General features: G+C 68.9%; 23 protein-coding genes and 1 tRNA gene. 16 read left to right on the top strand and 8 right to left on the bottom strand.

Annotation, left to right across the window (positions count from 1 at the left end; genetic code table 11):
- Positions 1-149: 149 nt before the first annotated feature.
- Positions 150-2,153 (top strand): sensor histidine kinase, encoded by a 2,004-nt coding sequence (locus tag OG876_RS20785; protein WP_328526551.1) that lies wholly within the window; start codon positions 150-152, stop codon positions 2,151-2,153.
- Entirely contained in the window at positions 2,150-2,809 is a 660-nt protein-coding gene (locus OG876_RS20790; protein ID WP_328526552.1) for a response regulator transcription factor, read from the top strand. Before OG876_RS20785 ends, OG876_RS20790 begins: the two co-directional genes overlap by 4 nt.
- A gap of 296 nt (positions 2,810-3,105) precedes the next feature.
- Here the strand turns inward: OG876_RS20790 and OG876_RS20795 are convergent, their stop codons facing one another.
- Positions 3,106-3,711, bottom strand: coding sequence for a hypothetical protein (locus tag OG876_RS20795; RefSeq protein WP_328526553.1), 606 nt, complete (start codon positions 3,709-3,711; stop codon positions 3,106-3,108).
- A 722-nt stretch (positions 3,712-4,433) separates the two neighbouring features.
- Here OG876_RS20795 and OG876_RS20800 point away from each other — a divergent pair.
- From OG876_RS20800 to OG876_RS20810, 3 genes are read left to right on the top strand one after another with little or no spacing between them, the layout of a single operon-like run.
- Positions 4,434-5,111, top strand: coding sequence for a hypothetical protein (locus OG876_RS20800; protein WP_328526554.1), 678 nt, complete (start codon positions 4,434-4,436; stop codon positions 5,109-5,111).
- Positions 5,108-5,245: a hypothetical protein gene (locus OG876_RS20805; protein ID WP_328526555.1), complete on the top strand. Its 138-nt coding sequence runs from the start codon at positions 5,108-5,110 to the stop codon at positions 5,243-5,245. Before OG876_RS20800 ends, OG876_RS20805 begins: the two co-directional genes overlap by 4 nt.
- Entirely contained in the window at positions 5,242-5,412 is a 171-nt protein-coding gene (locus OG876_RS20810) for a hypothetical protein (RefSeq protein WP_328526556.1), read from the top strand. Before OG876_RS20805 ends, OG876_RS20810 begins: the two co-directional genes overlap by 4 nt.
- A 247-nt stretch (positions 5,413-5,659) precedes the next feature.
- Here the strand turns inward: OG876_RS20810 and OG876_RS20815 are convergent, their stop codons facing one another.
- A complete protein-coding gene (locus OG876_RS20815) occupies positions 5,660-5,806 on the bottom strand; it encodes a hypothetical protein (protein WP_328526557.1) in 147 nt (48 codons plus the stop codon).
- Positions 5,807-6,033: 227 nt separating this feature from the next.
- On the opposite strand from OG876_RS20815, the gene OG876_RS20820 reads away from it, so the two are divergent.
- Complete coding sequence (locus tag OG876_RS20820) at positions 6,034-6,189, top strand: hypothetical protein (RefSeq protein ID WP_328526558.1); 156 nt, start codon at positions 6,034-6,036, stop codon at positions 6,187-6,189.
- Between the two features lie 12 nt (positions 6,190-6,201).
- Positions 6,202-6,744 (top strand): GNAT family N-acetyltransferase, encoded by a 543-nt coding sequence (locus tag OG876_RS20825; protein ID WP_328526559.1) that lies wholly within the window; start codon positions 6,202-6,204, stop codon positions 6,742-6,744.
- 29 nt (positions 6,745-6,773) lie between these two features.
- Here the strand turns inward: OG876_RS20825 and mscL are convergent, their stop codons facing one another.
- From mscL to OG876_RS20845, 4 genes are all read right to left on the bottom strand, one after another.
- A complete protein-coding gene (gene mscL / locus OG876_RS20830; protein ID WP_328526560.1) occupies positions 6,774-7,160 on the bottom strand; it encodes a large conductance mechanosensitive channel protein MscL in 387 nt (128 codons plus the stop codon).
- Positions 7,161-7,266: 106 nt separating this feature from the next.
- Positions 7,267-7,884 carry a hypothetical protein gene (locus OG876_RS20835; RefSeq protein ID WP_328526561.1) on the bottom strand — a complete coding sequence of 206 codons (618 nt, stop codon included), beginning with the start codon at positions 7,882-7,884 and terminating at the stop codon, positions 7,267-7,269.
- A gap of 57 nt (positions 7,885-7,941) precedes the next feature.
- Positions 7,942-8,295: an FmdB family zinc ribbon protein gene (locus OG876_RS20840; protein WP_328526562.1), complete on the bottom strand. Its 354-nt coding sequence runs from the start codon at positions 8,293-8,295 to the stop codon at positions 7,942-7,944.
- Positions 8,296-8,393: 98 nt separating this feature from the next.
- Entirely contained in the window at positions 8,394-8,858 is a 465-nt protein-coding gene (locus tag OG876_RS20845; protein ID WP_328526563.1) for a DUF1203 domain-containing protein, read from the bottom strand.
- A 79-nt stretch (positions 8,859-8,937) separates the two neighbouring features.
- On the opposite strand from OG876_RS20845, the gene OG876_RS20850 reads away from it, so the two are divergent.
- Positions 8,938-11,469 (top strand): penicillin acylase family protein, encoded by a 2,532-nt coding sequence (locus OG876_RS20850; protein WP_328526564.1) that lies wholly within the window; start codon positions 8,938-8,940, stop codon positions 11,467-11,469.
- 5 nt (positions 11,470-11,474) lie between these two features.
- Here the strand turns inward: OG876_RS20850 and OG876_RS20855 are convergent, their stop codons facing one another.
- Both OG876_RS20855 and OG876_RS20860 read right to left on the bottom strand, forming a co-directional pair.
- Positions 11,475-12,539, bottom strand: coding sequence for a serine hydrolase domain-containing protein (locus OG876_RS20855; RefSeq protein ID WP_328526565.1), 1,065 nt, complete (start codon positions 12,537-12,539; stop codon positions 11,475-11,477).
- A gap of 202 nt (positions 12,540-12,741) precedes the next feature.
- Positions 12,742-13,305 (bottom strand): 5-formyltetrahydrofolate cyclo-ligase, encoded by a 564-nt coding sequence (locus tag OG876_RS20860; RefSeq protein ID WP_328526566.1) that lies wholly within the window; start codon positions 13,303-13,305, stop codon positions 12,742-12,744.
- A 62-nt stretch (positions 13,306-13,367) separates the two neighbouring features.
- On the opposite strand from OG876_RS20860, the gene OG876_RS20865 reads away from it, so the two are divergent.
- The 8 genes from OG876_RS20865 to OG876_RS20900 all read left to right on the top strand — a co-directional run bounded on the left by OG876_RS20865 (position 13,368) and on the right by OG876_RS20900 (position 19,200).
- Positions 13,368-14,756, top strand: coding sequence for a UTP--glucose-1-phosphate uridylyltransferase (locus OG876_RS20865; protein WP_328526567.1), 1,389 nt, complete (start codon positions 13,368-13,370; stop codon positions 14,754-14,756).
- A gap of 20 nt (positions 14,757-14,776) precedes the next feature.
- Positions 14,777-15,259, top strand: a complete 483-nt coding sequence (locus tag OG876_RS20870) for a GNAT family N-acetyltransferase (protein WP_328526568.1) — start codon at positions 14,777-14,779, stop codon at positions 15,257-15,259.
- Between the two features lie 96 nt (positions 15,260-15,355).
- Entirely contained in the window at positions 15,356-16,582 is a 1,227-nt protein-coding gene (gene glp, locus OG876_RS20875; RefSeq protein ID WP_328526569.1) for a molybdotransferase-like divisome protein Glp, read from the top strand.
- Positions 16,579-17,058: a cyclic pyranopterin monophosphate synthase MoaC gene (gene moaC, locus OG876_RS20880; RefSeq protein ID WP_328526570.1), complete on the top strand. Its 480-nt coding sequence runs from the start codon at positions 16,579-16,581 to the stop codon at positions 17,056-17,058. Before glp ends, moaC begins: the two co-directional genes overlap by 4 nt.
- Positions 17,055-17,543, top strand: a complete 489-nt coding sequence (locus tag OG876_RS20885; protein WP_328526571.1) for a MogA/MoaB family molybdenum cofactor biosynthesis protein — start codon at positions 17,055-17,057, stop codon at positions 17,541-17,543. The genes moaC and OG876_RS20885 overlap by 4 nt, the downstream gene beginning before the upstream one ends.
- Entirely contained in the window at positions 17,543-18,160 is a 618-nt protein-coding gene (locus tag OG876_RS20890; protein ID WP_328526572.1) for a GNAT family N-acetyltransferase, read from the top strand. The genes OG876_RS20885 and OG876_RS20890 overlap by 1 nt, the downstream gene beginning before the upstream one ends.
- A gap of 98 nt (positions 18,161-18,258) precedes the next feature.
- The gene (gene sepX / locus OG876_RS20895) at positions 18,259-19,044 is read left to right on the top strand and encodes a divisome protein SepX/GlpR (RefSeq protein WP_328526573.1); all 786 of its coding nucleotides are present in this window, start codon (positions 18,259-18,261) and stop codon (positions 19,042-19,044) included.
- 83 nt (positions 19,045-19,127) lie between these two features.
- Positions 19,128-19,200 (top strand) — tRNA-Ala (locus tag OG876_RS20900).
- Positions 19,201-19,277: the final 77 nt, after the last annotated feature.

A 19,277-nucleotide genomic window follows, 5' to 3' on the forward strand; every position in this document is an offset into this window, starting at 1 on the left:
ATCGGGCCGGTGCCCCGACTTGTCCCGGCTGCCGCGCTCCAGTTGTCCCGGGCCGAGGACAGGACTCCGGTCCCGTGCATAGCGGCACACTTGCGCGCAGACTGTGGCTGGGACCCCGGCGCGTAGCAGGGTCGCCACCGGAGGGCGCCATGAGATCAGCGAGGCTCAGACCGGCGCCGCTGCTCGTCCTCGCGGCCATCGCCGGGCTGTCCGCGACCACAGTCGCGCTGACCGTTGCCAACGGAACCAGTCTTTCCGCGTTCGTCGACAGCAACGGGGCCAGCGGCTGGATCTCCGCGCTGGCCTTCGGCGTCGTCGCGGTGCTGGTGTTGTCGAGGCAGCCGGGGAACCGCCTCGGACCGTTGCTCGCGGCTGGGGCCCTGCTGGTCGCGATCTCGGGTGCCGCGGATCCCTATACCTACCACGCGCTGCACACCCGACCCGGTTCGCTGCCGTTGATCAGTCTGGCGGCCCTCTGCGCCAGTGTGCTCTGGATGACCGGGCTCTTGGTGATGATCGGGTCGCTGACCTTGCTGTTCCCGAACGGCCACCTCGCGTCGCCCGGTTGGCGCTGGCCGGCGCGGGCGACAGGTGCGGCCATCGTCATCGCAACGCTTGCTGCTGGTACAACGCAGGCAATCGTCGACGACTCGATGCGTGGGTCCCCTGTCGACAGTCCGGTCGATCTGCCGTTTCCGGACGGTCCGCAGATGGCCCTGGCAGCGGTCTGCATCGGGGTGGTCTTCGCAGTGGCGTTGTCGGCAACTGTCGGTATCGCGATCCGGATGCGCCGGGTCAACGGGCCCGAGCGGCAGCAGTACGCATGGTTCGTTGCCAGCGTCCTGCTGCTGGTGATTCCTACCCTGCTGCCGATCGACCTGCCGGCGACCGTCGGGCTCGGGCTCACGGTGCTCGCGATCGCCGTACTGGGCGTCGGCATCGTCCGATACGGAGCGTTCGACATCGAGATCGCGCTGTCCCGCACCCTCGCCTATCTGGTCCTGACGGCCGCCGCACTGGCGGTCTACAGCGTCACGGCGGTCGCGGTAGGCGCCCAACTCGACGCCGGTCTGTTCCCGGCAGCTGCGGCGGGCGCTGCGGTGTTGCTGCTGGCCGCCATCCGGCAGCGCGTCCAACGAGCAGTGGATCGGCTGCTGTACGGCGACCGCCGCGACCCACTGTCCGCACTGACCACCCTTGGGGACCGATTGGGTGCAGCTCTGGACTCGGACGCTGTCCTGCCCGTGGTTGCGGAGACGGTCCGCCAGACATTGCGATTGCCGTACGCCGCGGTGCGGTTGGAGAACGATGCAGAACCTGCATGTACGTCGGGCGAACGGCCGGCGCGGACCGTGGAGTTCGACCTGAAACACGCCGGCCAGCAGGTCGGCACTCTGGTTGTCGGTGTCCGCCGCGGCGAGGTGGGGTTGAGCGCGGCGGACACCCGGCTGTTGGAGACCTTCGCTGCGCAGATCGGTGTTGCGGCCCACGATGTCAGGGTCACCAGGGAACTGCGGCAGTCGCGCGAGGCCCTGGTCACGTCCCGCGAAGAAGAACGGCGGCGGATCCGGCAGGACCTGCACGACGGACTGGGGCCGACGCTGGCCGGCATCTCCCTCGGCCTGGAGTCGGCCGCGCAGCGGACTCGACGGGCCGATCCCGAGATCAGCGCGCTGCTCGAGTCGCTCGGCGCGGAGACCACTGCGGCGGTGACCGAGATCCGGCGGATCGTCGCGGATCTGCACCCGACGATGCTCGACGTGATCGGCCTGGTGCCTGCTCTGGTTCATCACGCCGGGCTGATCAGCTCCAGGACCCGGGGCGACCTCGTCGTCAGCGTCGTCGCGGAACCGTTGCCCGAGCTGCCTACCGCGGTCGAGGCTGCGGCGTACCGGATCACGCTCGAGGCGCTGACGAACGTCGTACGGCACAGCCATGCTGCGGCTTGCGACGTCCGGCTGACGATGGACAGCGGTCTGCACGTGACGATCCGCGACGACGGGACCGGTGCTGTTCCGGTCGGGCCGGTGCGCGGGGCGGGCCTGGCTTCGATGCGGGCCCGCGCCGAAGAACTCGGGGGCGCCTGCACCGTGCGGTTCCGCCAGGATCAAGGGACTGAGGTCGTTGCCATGCTGCCCGTGACAGCACGATGACCGGCGGCGCGATCCGGGTCGTTCTCGCGGATGATCATCCGGTCTACCGCCAGGGACTGGCGGCCGTCGTCACCGACGCCGAGGATGTCGACCTCGTGGGCGTCGCGGCAGATGGTGGCGAGGCCGTTGCTCTAGCGGTGGAGCACCTGCCGGACGTGGCGCTGCTCGACGTCCACATGCCAGGAGTCAGCGGAATCGATGCCACTCGGCGACTCGCCGTCGAAGCGCCACAGGTCGCCGTACTGGTGTTGACGATGCTGGAGGACGACGAGTCCGTGCTCGCCGCGATGGCGGCCGGAGCCCGCGGGTATCTCGTCAAAGGGGCCACCGGCGACCGGATCCTCGCTGCGATCCGAGCCGTCGCCGCAGGGGAGGCGGTCTTCGGGCCGACTGTCGCGGACCACATTCTCGACCTGGTGGGAACCGACCGGCGCTCCGGTCGCCGTGGTCAGACCTTCTCGGCGCTCACCGAGCGGGAAGAGGAGGTTCTCACGTTGATCGCAGCCGGGCGCTCGAACCGTGAGATCGCACAGGTGCTCGTCGTGGCCGACAAAACGGTCCGGAACCACGTCTCGAGCATCTTCACCAAGCTGCAGGTCGCCGACCGCGCGCAGGCGATCGTCAAAGCCCGCGAAGCCGGTCTGGGGAGGACCTAGCGGAAGTGCACAGCGAATGCCTGCGGCGGGCGGACAGATCGTCGAAGGTCTTCCGTGGCTCATCCCGCCGGACGCAACACGGAGACTGCGGCGGCCATCGCGCTGGTGCAGTCGGACGGCACCGTTCCACACGCTGTGCTGGCCGAAGACGCCAGTGACGCGCGAGTTGCTGGCCGTACTCTCCTGACAACCGATCCAGCCGCTGCCTGCCTTGCGGGTCGACCTCGGAAGGGACCCGCAAGGCAGGCGCGGGTTGACCCCGGTCCGGACGGCTTCGGGGGGCGCGTCCGGCAGGGTCAGCGCAGGCCGAGCGACTTGATCAGCTCGGGGGTTACCTGGCGTGGGGCCGGCAGCGTGCCCGGCTTGCCCTGGCCTTCCAGGGAGGTCGCCACCAGGCGGCGGCAGCCGAAGGCCTCCGCGGTGTACGACAGCACGCCACGATCGTTGTCGGTGAACCGCAGCACGTACGTCGGGCCGAGCTCCTTGGTGCAGATGGCCGGCTTCTTGGCAACGGGCTTCGCTGCGTTCACCAGAGCGAGCAGGTCGGTCGCCTGCTTGCCGTTGCGTTTGGTCGTCACGGTCGCGTAGTCCTGCCCGGACGCCTCCGCGTCGAACTGGCAGATGGTCACGCTGACCGGCTGGAACAGCGAGGTCGCCGCGCCCTTGCCCCAGACCACCTTGTCGGTGCTGGCGCGGACCGCCGCGATGGTGTCGGGACAGTCCATGCTCGGGGTGCCGCTGGGGGTGGGCGACGGGGTAGGTGTGCCGGGGGTGGTCGGCGTAGCAGTGGGCTGGGCGGCGGGCGGGGACGTGGTGTTCTCGTTACCGCAGGCGGCGGTAGCTCCGAGCACAGCCACGACGAGCGTCGCACCGATCAGGCCCCGTGTCCGTAATGCACTCACGACTCGGTCCTTCCGGGTTGGCAAGGTCACCCATGATGGTCGACCGGAGTCACGTCCCGCGTGCCAGAACATCACGGCGGCGCGTCTATCCGGTCACGCCGGCGGATCGTAGGCCAACCGAGGCCGACCTGTAACGTCCACGCGCTGTTCGCCCGTCCTCGTCCCCCCGCCAATCCGAACAGTCCGATCGTCCGGGTCGTCCGGGTCGTCCGGGTCGGCCGGGTGGTGGGCGTGCTGTGCGGTGTCGGGAGCGGTCGGGTGATGCGCATGCTGTTCGGTGGTCCGGGCTGGTCGGGTGATGCGGTGCCGGGAGCGGTCGGGTGATGCGCATGCTGTTCGGTGGTCCGGGCTGGTCGGGTGATGCGGTGCCGGGAGCGGTCGGGTGATGCGCATGCTGTTCGGTGGTCCGGGCTGGTCGGGTGATGCGGTGCCGGGAGCGGTCGGGTGGTGCGCGTGCTGTACGGATGTCGGGATCGGCCAGCTGGTGCGCGCGCCGTTCGGTGATCCGGACCGGCCGGGTGGTGCGGGGTCGGGATCGGTCGGGTGGTGGGCGTGCTGTGCGGTGGTCGGGATGGGTCGGGTGGTGCGGGGTCGGGAGCGGTTGGGTGGTGGGCGTGCTGTGCGGTGGTTGGGATCGGTCGGGGTGGGGTGGTTGGCGGTTGTTCGGGGCGACCCGCTGGGCTGCGGGCTCTCGACCGGGGCGCGGATTACGATGCTGTGCCGTGGGTCGCAACGACAAAGAGGCTGCCGCGGAGCGGGAGCGCGCGGAGTGGCAGCTGGGGATCGACTGGGCCCGCTGGCTGATGGCGGGCAACTCCCCGCAGGCGCTGACCATGTACGGCCTCGTCCTCGAGCAGGGCGAGGTCGCGTACGTCAACACGCCCCTGCAGTACGCGCGCCTGTACGGCGGCAGCGGCCGGTACACGCATAGCGGCGGCCTGTTCATCGGCAAGCCGGGACTGGTGCTGGGTCTGATGGCTGCGAACGCCGCCGTGAACGCGAGCCGGAAGGCGGCAGCGAAGCGGGACATGCAACTGATGTGGCGCGACCTGCAGGAAGTCCCGACGATCGCGACCAACTACCGATTGCTGTGCCACCTGCCGCGGAGTGGCTGGATGAGCTTCTACTACAGCGCCGTGCAGGAGTTCTATCCCGATCCGGCCAACTGGATGATCACGTTCGGCTTCCAGAACGCGGAGCCGCTGCGGCTGGCCGGACTGGCGACGCCGACACTGTCCGTACTGACCTCCTGGTGTGTGCTCGGACACGATCGCTGGCAAGGCGAACCGGGGATCGCGCCGCTGCTCGAGGCCGCTACCGACCGGCAGTTGCCGCCAGGCGTGGTCCAGGGCGAAATCGGTCCCGGCGAGCCCCGGCGACTCGGTAATCTGGAACCATGACGAGCCCGTACGAGGACGACGAGCCGCTGCTCCCCGAGCAGACCCGGGACGACGACCCGCGGACCTGGGGCGACGACGACTCCGGCGACGACGACGAACGCATCCTGAACGAGGTTCCGCCCCACCACGGATGAGTAAGTCCGTGGTGCTCGTCCACGGCGGCCTCTGGGACGCCATGGACGCGGAAGCCTTCTGGGGTACGACGGCAATCACCGGAGGACTCACATCCGCCGGGCTGACGGTGCTCGCCCCGCCCGCGGTGGCCGAGCGGCTGGGACACCGAACTTGCAGCGCTGGGTGAACTCCTGGCGAACCACCATGAACCGCTCACGATCGTTGGGGCATCCAACGGGTGCACCGTAGCCGTCCTGCTGGCCCTGAACGTTCCGCACCTGGTCGACCACCTCCTCCTCGCCTGGCCGGCCACCGCCGGCGATCCAGCCCTCGACGCGCGGACCCGGACCGCCCTGATCGAGCGATGCTGCCCGCCGGACGCCGCAGACGCCCTACTCACCGGCGCAACCCTCCGCGGCATCACCGAAGCGGACCTAGCCCGACTGTCCGCCGACGCGGACCTCGCTCGAGAGGCTGCCGACGCGGACGCCGCTCGACTGGCCGCCGACGCGATCGATCCGGTTGCCGCTGATGCGGCCCAGCCGGTTGGCGCTGATGCTCCCGATCCGGTTGGCGCTCATGCGGCCGAACTGATGCGGCCCAGCTGGTTGGCGCCGAGCCGGCTGGCGCTGATGCGGCCCAGCTGGTTGGCGCTGGTACGGCCGAGCCGGTTGGCGCTGATGCGGCCCAGCCGGTTGGAACCGATGCGGGCGGGCCGGTTGGACCTGATGCGGCCGGGCCGGTTGGCGTCGGTGGGGCCGGCGCCGCGGGGGCGGGTGGGCGTATTTGGGTGGCGGTGGTGGCTTCGGTGGCGGAGAATCCGGCTCACCAGCGGAAGACGGTCGATGCGCTGCTGCGATCGATCCGGGGGAGTCGTGAGCTGGCCGGGTGTCCGGAACCGACGCCCGCCTTCCCGCCGTACCTGGATCAGCTGGTGCGAACGATTGTCGAGTTCGTGAACTAGGGGGAGAGGGCCGTGGAGCTTCGGGGGTTTTCCGACGAGTACGCCGTTCTGGTCGCGGGGTGGGCCGTGGACGCGAAGGAAGTGGCGTTGCTGTCCGGGCAGGTCGAGTACCCGTTCCCGGAGGAACTGAAGGCGAGCTGGCGGAAGGTCGACCCGGACATCCACTCCTATCTGCTGTTCGACGGTGACCAGCCGGTCGGGTACGGCGAGCTGTGGCTGGACGACGAGGAGGACGAGGTCGAGCTGGCGCGGATCATCGTGGATCCCAAGGTCCGCGGTCGCGGGATCGGCCTGGAGTTGGTGCGCGCCTTGCTCCCGCCGGCGGTAGCTGCCGGGTACTCGGAGGTCTTCCTCCGGGTCCGGCCGGAGAACGCGGTCGCGATCCGCACGTACCACCGCACCGGCTTCGTCGACGTCCCGGCCGCCTTGATGGACGAATGGAACCAGGGCCAGCCCATCGCCTACCGCTGGATGCGCTTTGCCGGCGAACCCACCTGGCTGGCGGAGCAGCTACCACCAGCGGAGCAGGTAGACGCCGGCGGGCTCAGGGGCTGAGGTTGGTGCGCCTATCACTCCGAGTCAGCTCACTGGCGCGTGCGGAGGGAGTCGCGGATCTCAGTCAGGAGCTGCTGGTCGGTGGTCAGTGACTCGGGCTCGGGCTCCTCGCCGCGGGCGCGGCGTTCGGCGAGTTTGTTCAGCGGCAGCACGATGAGGAAGTAGATGGCCGCGGCGACGAACAGGAAGTTCAACGCCGCCTGCAGGATCAGCCCGATCGAGAAGACCGCATTGTTGATCTCGAACTTCCAGACACCGCTGATGTCCGTCTTGCCGAAGATCGCGGCGATCAGCGGGTTGATCAGACCCTCCACGATCGCGCTGACGATCTTGCCGAACGCGGCGCCGATGACGACGGCGACCGCGAGGTCGACGACGTTCCCGCGCATGATGAATTCTTTGAAGCCCTTGAGCATCTAGGTGCCTCCACGAAGCGGTGGTTGTACCCGAGACAACGTAGGACCGCGGACCTGCGAGGGCGAGCGACCGCGCCGGACAGCGACGCATCGTGTCGCTGGGTAATCAGCTCGTGTCCGGCGTCAGTGCAACGGTGATTCTGGAGTTCGTCGTGGCCTGGGCCAGCCGGGTCGCGATGTCGGGCGTCGTCGCGACCACGATCAGTGCGCCTGAGCTCGTCGTACGCGGGGTTGGCAGGGCGATGACGCGGACCCCTCGGGCGAGAAGGCTCGCGGCGTCGGCCGCAGTGCTGGTCGCCGCGTACAGGTTGACGTGGTCGCCGACGCGGAGGAGCGCGCTGATGTCGGCGTCGTCGATGCGGAACGGATAGGCGAGCGATCCGGCGGGCACTGCGGGAGGAGCCAGGAAGCGGGCATCGGTGAGTGGCTCGCCGGATCGGACCGGGCCGCTCAGCACGCGGGCGGTCAGATCGGCGCCGGGTCTGAGGACGCCGTCGGGCACCGAGGCCGGAGGGAGGTCGACGGTCCGGAGATCGGCGCCAGCGGGCACAGCTCCGCCCGCGAGGTCGCGCGCAGCGGCCAGCACGGCGACGGTCGGTGGAGGTGGCGGGGACAGGGCGACGAGCCCGAAGTACACGGCGGCCGCGGCGGCGACACCGGCCAGCAGTCGGCGATGCCACCGCGCGGCCCGGAGCAGATCACGAAGGAAGGAAGGGGTTCTCATGCCAGAGAAAGTACAAGTTTCGCCGGCACCCGCCCCTCAGTTATTCACAGGAGGAAGTCAGGCCGCGCTGGTGTTGGTGCCGGAAGAGGACGAGGACCCGCTGGACGACGAGCCGTTCGAAGAAGACGAGCCGTTCGAAGAAGACGAGCCGCTCGAAGACGAGGACGACGAGGAGGAGTCCGACGATGACGACGAGGACGACTCGGCCTTCGCCGGGACCGAGCTCTTGGCGGACGACCGGCTGTCGGTGCGGTAGAAGCCGGAACCCTTGAACACGACGCCCACGGCGTTGAAGACCTTGCGCAGCGTGCCCTGGCAGTTCGGGCACACGGTCAGCGCATCGTCTGTGAAGCTCTGGCGCACCTCGAGGGCCTCGCCGCAGTCGGTGCACTGGTACTGGTACGTCGGCACGATTGGTCCCTTCAGGCCGCTGGCACTCCTACTACTCGACTGCTAATAATGCGCCAGCGGCCCGAAGTATTCCAACTCAAGCCCGCGGAACGGACTGTTCAGCCCCGACGCCGCACTGTGAAGTTCCAGCAGCCGGCGACCACGTTCCGCACCTGGACCGTGTCCACGGTCGCGTCCTCGAACAGTCGTTTGAGCTCCGTCTCGCTCGTCCCAGGCTCCGCGACGACTCCGTCCAGCATCTGGCCGGAGACGTCGTACGGGCGCAGCACCGCCCGCCGCTCGCGGAAGTCCAGCGGGAAGACGTCCGCCGCCGGCACCGGACAGTCGGTCGTGTGCACGAACACCGGCCCGACCTCGGCGTACGGACCGCCGGCCGTCATCGGCCGGTGCGACACCAGCGCGATCTGGTCGCCGGCCCGCGCCAGCGTGAGGCAGCAGCGCAGCGGCTCGCCGCCGCCCGCGGTCCGGGAAACGACAGCGTTCCCGAAGTCGTCATGACCGTTGCACCGGATCCGGTCCAGCTCGGAAACCGGGACGGGGACGTACACCAACTCTGGGTTCATGTCCACAGAACGCAGAGCAACGCAAAGTTGTGAGGGACCCCATTTGGGGCGCGCCGGGGGATTCTCTACGGTTGGGTCCGTGCGTCGCCTGCTTCGAGTCGTCATCATCAGCGGAATCGCCCTCACCACCATCCTCCTGGTGATCGCGGGAACCGTCGTTTTCGTCGTCCGCCACTCGTTCCCGTCGTACGACGGAACGATCGAGCTGTCCGGGCTGGACGGTGACGTCAACGTGGTCCGGGACGCGAACGGCATTCCGCAGATCTACGCCGACACCCCGGCCGACCTGTTCGCCGCGCAGGGCTACGTGCACGCACAGGACCGGTTCTTCGAGATGGACTTCCGCCGGCACGTCACCGCCGGCCGGCTGAGCGAGCTGTTCGGCAAGGACGCACTCGAGACGGACAAGTTCGTCCGCACCCTCGGCTGGCGCCGGGTTGCCGAGAAGGAGCTGGGCCTGCTCAGCCCGACCACCCGGCAGTACCTCGACGACTACGCCCGCGGAGTGAACGCGTACCTGTCCACTCACAGCGGATCGGGCCTCAGCCTGGAGTACGCCGTTCTGTCACTTAAGGGCACCGACTACCACCCGGAGCCGTGGACCGCGGCGGACTCGCTGTCCTGGCTGAAGGCGATGGCGTGGGACCTCGGCGGCAACATGGACGAGGAGATCACCCGGACCAAGCTGGTGGCGACGTTCCCGGCCCGCAACATCGAGAGCCTCTACCCGCAGTACCCGTACGACCGGAACAACCCGATCATGTCCAGCGGCGCGGTCGGCAAGGACGGCAAGTTCACCACCTCGCCGATCACCTCCGAGGCCCGCCGCGGGATGCTCACCCAGGACCTGTTGAAGTCCCTCGACACCGTCCAGAAGGTCGCCAAGGGTCTGCCCGAGCTACTCGGCCAGGGAGACGGGATCGGATCGAACTCCTGGGTCGTCTCGGGCGACCACACCACCACTGGCAAGCCGCTGCTGGCCAACGACCCGCATCTGGGCGCGACAATGCCAGGTATCTGGACCCAGGTCGGCCTGCACTGCAACAGCCTGGGCAAGAGCTGCCCGTTCGACGTGTCCGGCTTCAGCTTCTCCGGTCTGCCCGGTGTGGTGATCGGCCACAACAACGCGATCTCCTGGGGTTTCACCAACCTCGACCCGGACGTCCAGGACCTGTACCTGGAGCGGATCGACGGCAACAACGTCCTCTACAACAACAAGTGGCGCGCGATGGCGACGCGTGAGGAGACGTTCAAGGTGGCCGGCCAGGACGAGCCGGTGACGATCACCGTCCGGGAGACCCGGCACGGTCCGCTCATCTCCGACGTCGGTGACGACGAGCGCCAGGTCGGTGGGGCGGCCGCCAAACAGGCGAAGTACCCGGCGGCGTACGGCGTCGCACTGCAGTGGACCGCGTTGAACCCGGGCCGCACCGCCGACGCGCTCTTCGCGATCGATCAGGCCCAGAACTGGACCGAGTTCCGCGCTGCGGCACGGCAGTTCCAGGTCCCCTCGCAGAACCTCGTGTACGCCGACACCGACGGGCACATCGGCTATCAGGCGCCGGGACTGATCCCGATCCGCAAGACCGGTCGGGGCGACTGGCCGGTGCCTGGCTGGGACCCGAAGTACTACTGGACCGGGTACGTCCCGTTCGACGCATTACCCAATGAGTTCGATCCACCGGACGGCATCATCGTCACCGCGAACCAGGCCGTCGTACCGCATGGCTACACCTACTACCTCACCAACGACTGGGACTACGGCTACCGGTCGCAGCAGATCCTGGACCGGATCAAGTCCGCCGGGAAGCTGGACGCGAACGCAATGGCGTCGATCCAGCTCGACACCAAGAACCGGGCCGCCGAGATGCTGGTGCCTTACCTGCTCCAGATCAGCATCGACGACGCGTTCGACAAACAAGGCCAGGACACCCTGCGGAACTGGGACTTCACCCAGCCCGCCGACTCCGCGGCGGCGGCGTACTTCAACGTCGTCTGGCGCAACCTGCTCTCGCTCACCTTCCATGACCAGCTCCCCGAGGGCACCTGGCCGGACGGCGGCTCGCGCTGGTTCGAGGTGATCCACACGCTGCTCGGCCAGCCGAACAGCACCTGGTGGGACAACATCGGTACGCCGCAGCACGAGAACCGGGACGACATCCTGCGCGAGGCCCTCGTCGACGCACGGACCGAGATCACGCAGAAGATGGCTCGTGAGCCGGCCAACTGGCAGTGGGGCAAGCTGCACAAGCTCACGCTGACCAACCAGACACTGGGCAAGTCCGGGATCGGCCTGATCGACAGACTGTTCAACCGCGGTCCGTACGAGCTCGGCGGCGGTACGTCGATCGTCGACGCGACCGCCTGGGACGCGTCCGAGGGCTACACGGTCACCGCGACGCCGTCGATGCGGATGGTGGTCGACCTGTCCGACTTCGACAAGTCCCGCTGGGTGAATCTGACCGGTGTGTCCGGGCACGCGTTCTCGTCCAACTACATCGATCAGACCAAGCTGTGGGTTCGTGGCGAGACGCTGCCATGGGCCTACACCAAGGGTGCCGTCGAGGCGGCCCGCAAGCACGGCTTGACGTTCACCAAACCGGACCGCTAGCTAGGTCACCAGGCGGGTGCGCTGGCCTCGGCGAACAGCTCCTCCGGCCAGGTCCAGAGCGCCCGCTGGGTCAGCAGGATCGAGATGGTCTGCTCCGCCGGCGTGGTCGACCACAGCGCGCCCAGACCACCGGCCCAGCCGTACCTTCCGCCGCCGACGGACAGTCCGTAGCCCCAACCGGTCTCCGGCCCGAGGAAGTCGACGGCCGCCGCGCGCTGCGCCGGGGTGAGCTGATCGGTCGTCATCTCCGCAACGGCGGCCGGCGACAGCACGCCGTCTCCACCGGCGAGCAGCATCCGCGCGAAAGCGTGGAAGTCGTCGGCGGTGGAGATCAGCCCACCACTCGCGTCCGGGAACGGAGGCTCCGACAGCCATTGGCTGCCGAATGCGGTGTCGAGTACGTCGTTCCCGACGTACGCCGTTGTCAGCCGCGCCGGATCCGAGGCGGTGAACGCGGTGTCGTGCATCCCCAGTGGTTCGAAGATCCGCTCCCGCAGGAAGTCTCCCAGCGGCTGCCCGGTCGCCCGTGCGATCAGTACGCCGAGCACATGCGAGCCGGTCGAGTACAGCCAGCGCTCACCGGGCTGGAACTGCAGCGGTAACGTGCCCAGCCGCCGCATCCACTCGTCCGGATCCAACGGCGTCCGTGGCACCGGCGGCCCGAACGTCCGCAGCTCCAGCTCATCCTCGCGCTGCCGGAGAGCCGGGTTGTCCGACTCGCCCAGCCCGAGCCTGAACGTGAGCAGGTCCCGCAGTGTGATCGGCCGCGCCGCCGGGACCGTGTCATCGATCGGGCCGTCCGGCTGCCGCAGTACGGCCGGGTGCGCCAGTTCCGGCAGCAGGTCGTCCACCGGGGTGTCCATGGAGAGCCGGAGCTCGTCGACCAGGATCATGGCGGCAGCCGCGACGATCGGCTTGGTGAACGACGCGACCCGGAACAGGCTGTCCCGCTGCAGCTCCGGACCATCGAAGGCTGTCCTGCCGATGACCTCGACCCGCGTCTCGTCCCCGCGGCTCACCAAGGAGACGAGCCCGGCCAGGACCCCGTCATCGACGTATTTGCTCAGCATCAGCCCAGTCCACCAGCGAAGGGCATCGCGCGCCACTGTCCGACAAACATCCGGATACCGTCGGCCAGAGCCGGCATCTGTTGCACGAGTCAGCCAGGGCAGTTCCTCCGTGTAGTCCGCGAGTACGGCCTACAGGACTGTCGGGTCGGTGACCGTCAGGCCGAGGGCACGTGCGGCTGTGGCTGCGGCTTGGACCGCGGGCTCAGTCATCCACCGATCCTCGCAGCGCGATCAAGTGATTTGGGGTGAGCGCTGCGTCCACCAGGTGGTCGTGGGCGTCGGCCGGAAGCGCTTCGACGACCTCGGAGTCGTACACCGCGGCCCAGATCGGCGTACCGGGTCTCACGCGGGCGAGTGCCCGGTCGTAGGAGCCGCCGCCGCGTCCCAGGCGCACACCGTCGCGGGCGACGGCCAGCGCCGGGCAGATGACCAGATCGGCGGTGGCGATCGCGTCCGAGCCCAGATCGACCGGCGGCTCGGACAGTCCCAGCCGGCCGGGCACCAGGTCGGCCGCACCCGGTGCGACACCCCAGCCGAGGTCGTTGTCGGCGTACAAGATCGGCAGCAGCACCTCGTGGCCGGCCGCAAGCAACCAGTCGATCAAAGCGCCCGTCTGCGGCTCCGGACCCCTTGATACGTACAAAGCCACCCGGTGCGCGTCAGAGACGACCTGCTGGGCACTTCTCAGCAGATCCTCCGCATGGGACCGGGCCCTGCGGGCACTGAGCAAGTACTGCCGCGCCGCGGTCTTCGACTGGAACACCATCTGATCGTAGGAGCGTGACGCGCTTAACACTGTGATTGCCGGACGTCCCCTAGGGTTGGTGCATGAGTGAGGCAGGTCTGAGACAGGCGCAGGAGAAGATGCGTGCGGCCGGCGCTGCCGACGTCGCGATCCGCGTCTTCACGCACTATTACCGACTGCTCGAGTCCGGTCAGCAGGGCACGATCCGCGAGGACGACATCGAGCCGGTCGGCGACCTGCCGCACCTGGACCACCTGGACACCGACCCCGAGGCGATGCGGGCCGCGCTGGCCGAGACCGCGGTGATCAAGCTCAACGGCGGCCTCGGTACGTCGATGGGCGTCACCGGCCCCAAGTCCGCACTGCAGGTCAAGGACGGGCTGAGCTTCCTCGACATCATCGCCCGCCAGATCCTCAGTACGCGGCGCAAGTACGACGTACCGCTGCCGCTGGTGCTGATGAACTCGTTCCGCACCAAGGCGGAGTCCCTGCAGATCCTGAGCGAGTACGCCGGTCTCGCCATCGACGGACTGCCCTTGGACTTCCTGCAGAACATGGAGCCGAAGCTGCTCGCCGAGGACCTCACCCCGGCCGAGTGGGAGCCGGACCCGGAGCTGGCCTGGTGCCCGCCGGGCCACGGCGACCTGTTCACCGCGTTGGTTGCCTCCGGCACCCTCGACGCTTTACGGGAACACGGTTTCCGGCACGCGTTCGTCTCGAATGCTGACAACCTCGGCGCGACCCCGGACCCGCGGATCGCGGCCTGGATGGCCGAGCACGACGTACCGTTCGGGATGGAGGTCTGCCGGCGGACCCGGTCAGACCGCAAGGGCGGGCACGTCGCGGTGCGCAAGTCCGACGGGCGGCTGATCCTGCGGGACAGCGCGCAGGTCGCGGACGCGGATACGAAGTACTTCCAGGACATCACGCGGCACCGGATGTTCAACACCAACAACCTGTGGATCGACCTGGACCAGCTGGCCGAACTGATGGACGGGCACGACGGGATCCTCGGGCTGCCGATCATCGTGAACCGCAAGACCGTCGACCCGGCCGACCCCACGTCGCCCAAGGTGATCCAGCTGGAGACCGGGATGGGCACCGCGATCGAGACCTTCGAGGGCTCGCAGGCGGTGGTGGTCGACCGCAGCCGGTTCAAGCCGGTGAAGACGACGAACGACCTGCTCGTACTGCGCTCGGACGTGTACGAGCTGGACGAGGCCGGCGATCTGACCACGACGCATGAGGGCGACGAGCCGTACGTCGACCTGGACCCGGAGTTCTTCAAGATCCTGGCCGACTTCGACCTGCGGTTCCCGGTCGGGCCGCCGTCGCTGGTCCGGGCCGACCGGCTCGAGGTGCGCGGTGACGTTGCCTTCGGCAAGGATGTGGTGGTCGTCGGCGACGTCGAGCTGCAGGCGCCGGCGGGTGAACGCCGGGAGATCCCGGACGGCGCCGTACTCGACGGCTGAACCGAGCCCTGGGGGAGTGAATGGACGACCTGCTGATCAGGCCGTTGGAGCCGTCCGACACGGACGAGGCCGCCGCGGTGTGGTGGCGGTCGCGGCATGCGGACGGGGCGCAGTTGCCGCCGGCGATCCACACCGCCGAGGAGGTGGCGACCTGGTTCGCCGACGTGCTGCTGCCGGACGCGCAGACCTGGATAGCGCTGGATGACGGCCGGATCGTCGCCGTGCTCACCCTGGACGGCGACGACCTCGACCAGCTGTACGTCGACCCCGACGCGGCCGGCCACGGGGTCGGCTCGACCCTGGTCGACCTCGCCAAGGACCTCCGTCCCGGCGGTCTCGCCCTCTGGACCTTCCAGACCAACACCCGAGCCCAGTCCTTCTACCGCTCCCACGGCTTCACCGAAGTACGCCGCACCAACGGCGCCACCAACGAGGAGCGCGCCCCGGACGTCCGCATGACCTGGGGCAACCACCCCGAAAGCGTGCAGCTCGACAGGAGGTAGCACCCCACCGGGCGGGACTGGCTGCGGTGGTGAGCCTGAGGTCCGGGCGAGGCACCAACTACCTCCTGTCGATCTGCACGGATTAGGGTCGGGCTCGTGAGACGGACTGTGGATGAGCATTTGGAGGTTGTGCTCGGGCGGGTGACGGCGCTGCCGGCGTTCGATCAGCCATTGATGGAGGCGCTGGGGCTGGTGCTCTGTGAGGACGTCGTCTCCGCGGTCAGCCTGCCGGGGTTCGACAACTCGGCGATGGACGGGTACGCCGTCCAGGCCGCGGACCTGGCCGGGGCGTCGCAGGACAACCCGATCACCCTGCCCGTCGTCGGGGAGTTCCGGGCCGGGCGGAGTGAGCCGATCGTGGTAACCCCCGGTACGTGCGTGCGGATCATGACCGGCGCGGAGATGCCGCGGGGCGCGGACAGCGTCGTACCGGTGGAGTGGACCGACGGCGGCACTGTGAACGTGCGGATCGCTCAGCAGCCCGCCGTCGGAGCGTCGGTGCGACGCGCCGGTGAGGACGTGCACGCGGGGGACCAGGTTCTGGACCGTGACACCGTGCTCGGGCCGCGGCAGATCGCCGTACTCGCGGCTGTGGGTCGAGCGCGCGTGAAAGCACGCCCCCGTCCCCGCGTGGTTGTGGTCTCGACCGGTGCGGAGCTGCGGGAGCCCGGAAGCCGGCTGGGCGAGGGACAGATCTACGACTCGAACAGCTACACGATGGCCGCGTGCGCACGGGACGCCGGCGCCGTGGTGTACCGCGTCGGCATCGTCGACGACGACCCGAAGCGGATCATGGACACGTTGTCCGACCAGCTGGTCCGCGCCGACCTGGTGATCACCACCGGTGGCGTCAGCATGGGTGCGTACGACGTGGTCAAGGAGGAGCTCTCCAAACTCGGCACGGTCGATTTCCCGCAGGTCGCGATGCAGCCGGGCAAGCCGCAGGGCTTCGGTGTGCTCGGTGAGGACGAGGTGCCGATCTTCACGCTGCCCGGCAACCCGGTGTCGGCGTACGTGTCCTTCGAGGTGTTCGTCCGGCCGGCATTGCGCAAGCTGATGGGCCAGATGCCGTACCGGCGGACCACTGTGCGCGGCGTGACGTTGGACGGGTTCAGCTCGCCGGCGGGGCGACGGCAGTTCGTCCGCGTCGCGGCGAGGTTCGGCGACGAGGGCTGGATGGCCAGTACAGTCGGCGGGCACGGCTCACACCTGCTCGGCGGGCTGAGTCGCGCGAACGCACTGGCCGTGGTGCCCGAGGACGTGACGGCGGTCCGGGCCGGCGATCAGGTCGAGCTCTTGCTGCTGGACGAGGAGACCAGATGACGCAGGACCCGGGGCTGACCCACGTCGACGAGTCTGGGGCGGCGCGGATGGTGGATGTGTCGGCCAAGGAGGCGAGCAGCCGCCGGGCTGTTGCCACCGGCAAGGTTCTCGTCTCGGCCGAGGTGGTGACCGCGCTGCGCGGCGACGGCGTACCGAAAGGTGACGCGCTCGGCGTCGCCCGGATCGCCGGCATCATGGGTGCCAAGCGGACGCCCGATCTGGTCCCGCTCTGCCACCCGATCGCGATCACCGGCGCCAAGGTCGACCTCGAGGTCACCGACGACGCCGTCCTGATCCAGGCCCAGGTGAAGACCACCGACCGCACCGGTGTCGAGATGGAGGCGCTCACCGCCGTCGCGGTCGCCGGGCTCGCGGTCATCGACATGGTGAAGGCGATCGATCCGGCCGCCGTGCTGTCCGACGTACGCGTGGAACTCAAAGAGGGCGGGAAAACCGGCCACTGGGAGCGGCCGTGAGAGCCCTCGTGGTCAGTGTCTCGAACCGCGCGGCTGCGGGCGTCTACACCGACACCACCGGCCCACTGATCGCCGAACGCCTGACGTCGTGGGACTTCGAGGTGTCCGGCCCGCAGGTCGTGCCGGACGGTCCGCCCGTCGGTGACGCATTGCGTGCTGCGGTCGAGGCGTCGTACGACGTTGTGCTGACGACTGGTGGCACAGGGATCTCACCGACCGATGCGACGCCGGAGCAAACCGCTGCGGTGCTCGACAAGCTTGTGCCGGGCATAGCCGAAGCCATCCGGTCCTATGGCGTGGCGAACGGCGTACCGACTGCCGCACTGTCTCGTGGACTGGCCGGAGTGGCTGGTACGACGGTCATCGTGAACCTGCCCGGTTCCCGCGGCGGCGTGAAGGACGGGCTCGCCGTACTGGAACCGTTGCTGCGGCACGCCGTCGAGCAGGTGCACGGCGGTGACCATGTCCGGACGGATACCGACTGATGGCGATCGTGCACTGGCCCGTGGAGCTTCAGCACGGGCAGGTCGCGCTCCGGCCGCTGCGTGCCGGCGACGGCGGTGAGTGGGCCGCAGCGCGCCAGCGCAACGTCAGCTGGCTGCGCCCGTGGGACGCGACCCAGCCGCCTGGTGCGGAGGACGGTGCGCGGACGTTCCGAGCCATGGCGCGCGACTGGAACCGCCAGGCGCGCTATGGCCGGATGCTGCCTTTCGTCATCACGTACGGCGCTGCCGCGGGTGCCGGTGCACGGGCGAAGTGGCCGCTGGTCGGTCAGTTGACGGTGTCCGGAATCACCTACGGCTCGGCCCGGTGGGCGAACCTCGGCTACTGGGTCGACGAGCAGTACGCCGGCCGCGGCATCGTGCCGACCGCGGTCGCGCTGGCCGCGGACCACTGCTGGTTCACCCTTGGCCTGCACAGGATCGAGGTCGCGATCCGCCCCGAGAACAAGGCGAGTCTGCGGGTGGTCGAGAAGCTCGGCTTCCGGTACGAGGGCGAGCGGCCGCGGTTCCTGCACATCGACGGCGACTGGCGCGACCACCGCATCTTCGCGCTGAACGTCGAGGAGGTCGGGCCCGGTCTCGTAGCGCGACTGCGGTGATCACTCAGCGTCGCTATTCACATCAGTCACACGAGTCTTCTTGCGACACACCGACTCACGTACCCCATCTGGCCCTCACCGCGCCTTAGCGTCGTCGCATGGGGACGACAGGGTTGATCTATGTGGCGATCGTCGCCGCGTGGGCCGCCTACCTCGTCCCGATGCTGCTGAAGCGGAACGACGAGGCGCGGCGCCGCCCGGTGTCGTCGTCGGCCGACGCGCGGGTGCTGTCGCGTGACCCGTCGCGGCCGCGGTACGTCGTACGCCCGGCCGGTGCTGTGGACGACGCGACGCCGGCGGGTGATCTGCCGCCGCCTCCGACGCGGTACGTCCCCAATCGAGCCCGCCGGGTGGCCGCGATGCGCCGCCGGCGGGTGCTGTCGATCCTGACCCTTTCGCTCCTCTCGGTCGTTGCCCTGGCGGGTCTGGAGATGCTGCTGTGGTGGACGGTCGCGATTCCTGGCGCGTTGATCGTCGGGTTCGTCGTACTGACCCGGGTGCAGCTGCGGCGGCAGGCTCGCACACGTGCTCGGTTGGCGGCCGAGCGGCGCGCCCGCTTGCAGGCTCGGCATGACCGCGGCCCGGCTGGGAAGCCCGCGCCTTCTCCGGACGAGGAGATGACGATCGAGGTCAAGCTCCCGGCGGTGCCTCCGGTGGCGAAGCCCGCGCCGCCCGCCGAGGGCCTGTGGGATCCGGTGCCGGTGACGCTCCCGACGTACGTGCTGAAGGAGAAGGCTCCGGACCGCACCGTCCGCACCATCTCGCTGTCCGACGACGAGGTCTTCTCCTCCGCGCGTACGACGGATCCGGCCGAACGCGGGCCGCTTCCCGAGCCGGCGGAGAAGCCCGAGGAGACCGAGGTCAAGCGCGCTGTCGGCGACTGAAACCCGCTCGACAACCTCGGTTTTAACCGGCGACCATAGGCGTGTTAGAGTTTCGCGGTCGCCAGGCAACTGGTGACCGACTCGGGGCTGTGGCGCAGTTGGTAGCGCGCTTCGTTCGCAACGAAGAGGCCAGGGGTTCGAATCCCCTCAGCTCCACGAAGTCGATGGGCGACTCGTGTCCGCGGAAAGCGCGGACCGGGTCGCCTTCGTCGTGTTGTGCGGCTGCGCTTCGC

The organism is Kribbella sp. NBC_00359 (assembly GCF_036097425.1).
In the GTDB taxonomy this organism is placed as follows: Bacteria; Actinomycetota; Actinomycetes; order Propionibacteriales; family Kribbellaceae; genus Kribbella.

Excerpts from the sequence above, each read along its gene's own strand:
- OG876_RS20785 (WP_328526551.1), top strand. The coding sequence starts at position 150 with ATGAGATCAGCGAGGCTCAGACCGGCGCCGCTGCTCGTCCTCGCGGCC.
- OG876_RS20790 (WP_328526552.1), top strand. The coding sequence starts at position 2,150 with ATGACCGGCGGCGCGATCCGGGTCGTTCTCGCGGATGATCATCCGGTC.
- OG876_RS20805 (WP_328526555.1), top strand. The coding sequence starts at position 5,108 with ATGACGAGCCCGTACGAGGACGACGAGCCGCTGCTCCCCGAGCAGACC.
- OG876_RS20810 (WP_328526556.1), top strand. The coding sequence starts at position 5,242 with ATGAGTAAGTCCGTGGTGCTCGTCCACGGCGGCCTCTGGGACGCCATG.
- OG876_RS20815 (WP_328526557.1), bottom strand. The coding sequence starts at position 5,806 with ATGAGCGCCAACCGGATCGGGAGCATCAGCGCCAACCGGCTGGGCCGC.
- mscL (WP_328526560.1), bottom strand. The coding sequence starts at position 7,160 with ATGCTCAAGGGCTTCAAAGAATTCATCATGCGCGGGAACGTCGTCGAC.
- OG876_RS20835 (WP_328526561.1), bottom strand. The coding sequence starts at position 7,884 with ATGAGAACCCCTTCCTTCCTTCGTGATCTGCTCCGGGCCGCGCGGTGG.
- OG876_RS20845 (WP_328526563.1), bottom strand. The coding sequence starts at position 8,858 with ATGAACCCAGAGTTGGTGTACGTCCCCGTCCCGGTTTCCGAGCTGGAC.
- OG876_RS20855 (WP_328526565.1), bottom strand. The coding sequence starts at position 12,539 with ATGCTGAGCAAATACGTCGATGACGGGGTCCTGGCCGGGCTCGTCTCC.
- OG876_RS20860 (WP_328526566.1), bottom strand. The coding sequence starts at position 13,305 with ATGGTGTTCCAGTCGAAGACCGCGGCGCGGCAGTACTTGCTCAGTGCC.
- OG876_RS20865 (WP_328526567.1), top strand. The coding sequence starts at position 13,368 with ATGAGTGAGGCAGGTCTGAGACAGGCGCAGGAGAAGATGCGTGCGGCC.
- OG876_RS20870 (WP_328526568.1), top strand. The coding sequence starts at position 14,777 with ATGGACGACCTGCTGATCAGGCCGTTGGAGCCGTCCGACACGGACGAG.
- moaC (WP_328526570.1), top strand. The coding sequence starts at position 16,579 with ATGACGCAGGACCCGGGGCTGACCCACGTCGACGAGTCTGGGGCGGCG.
- OG876_RS20890 (WP_328526572.1), top strand. The coding sequence starts at position 17,543 with ATGGCGATCGTGCACTGGCCCGTGGAGCTTCAGCACGGGCAGGTCGCG.
- sepX (WP_328526573.1), top strand. The coding sequence starts at position 18,259 with ATGGGGACGACAGGGTTGATCTATGTGGCGATCGTCGCCGCGTGGGCC.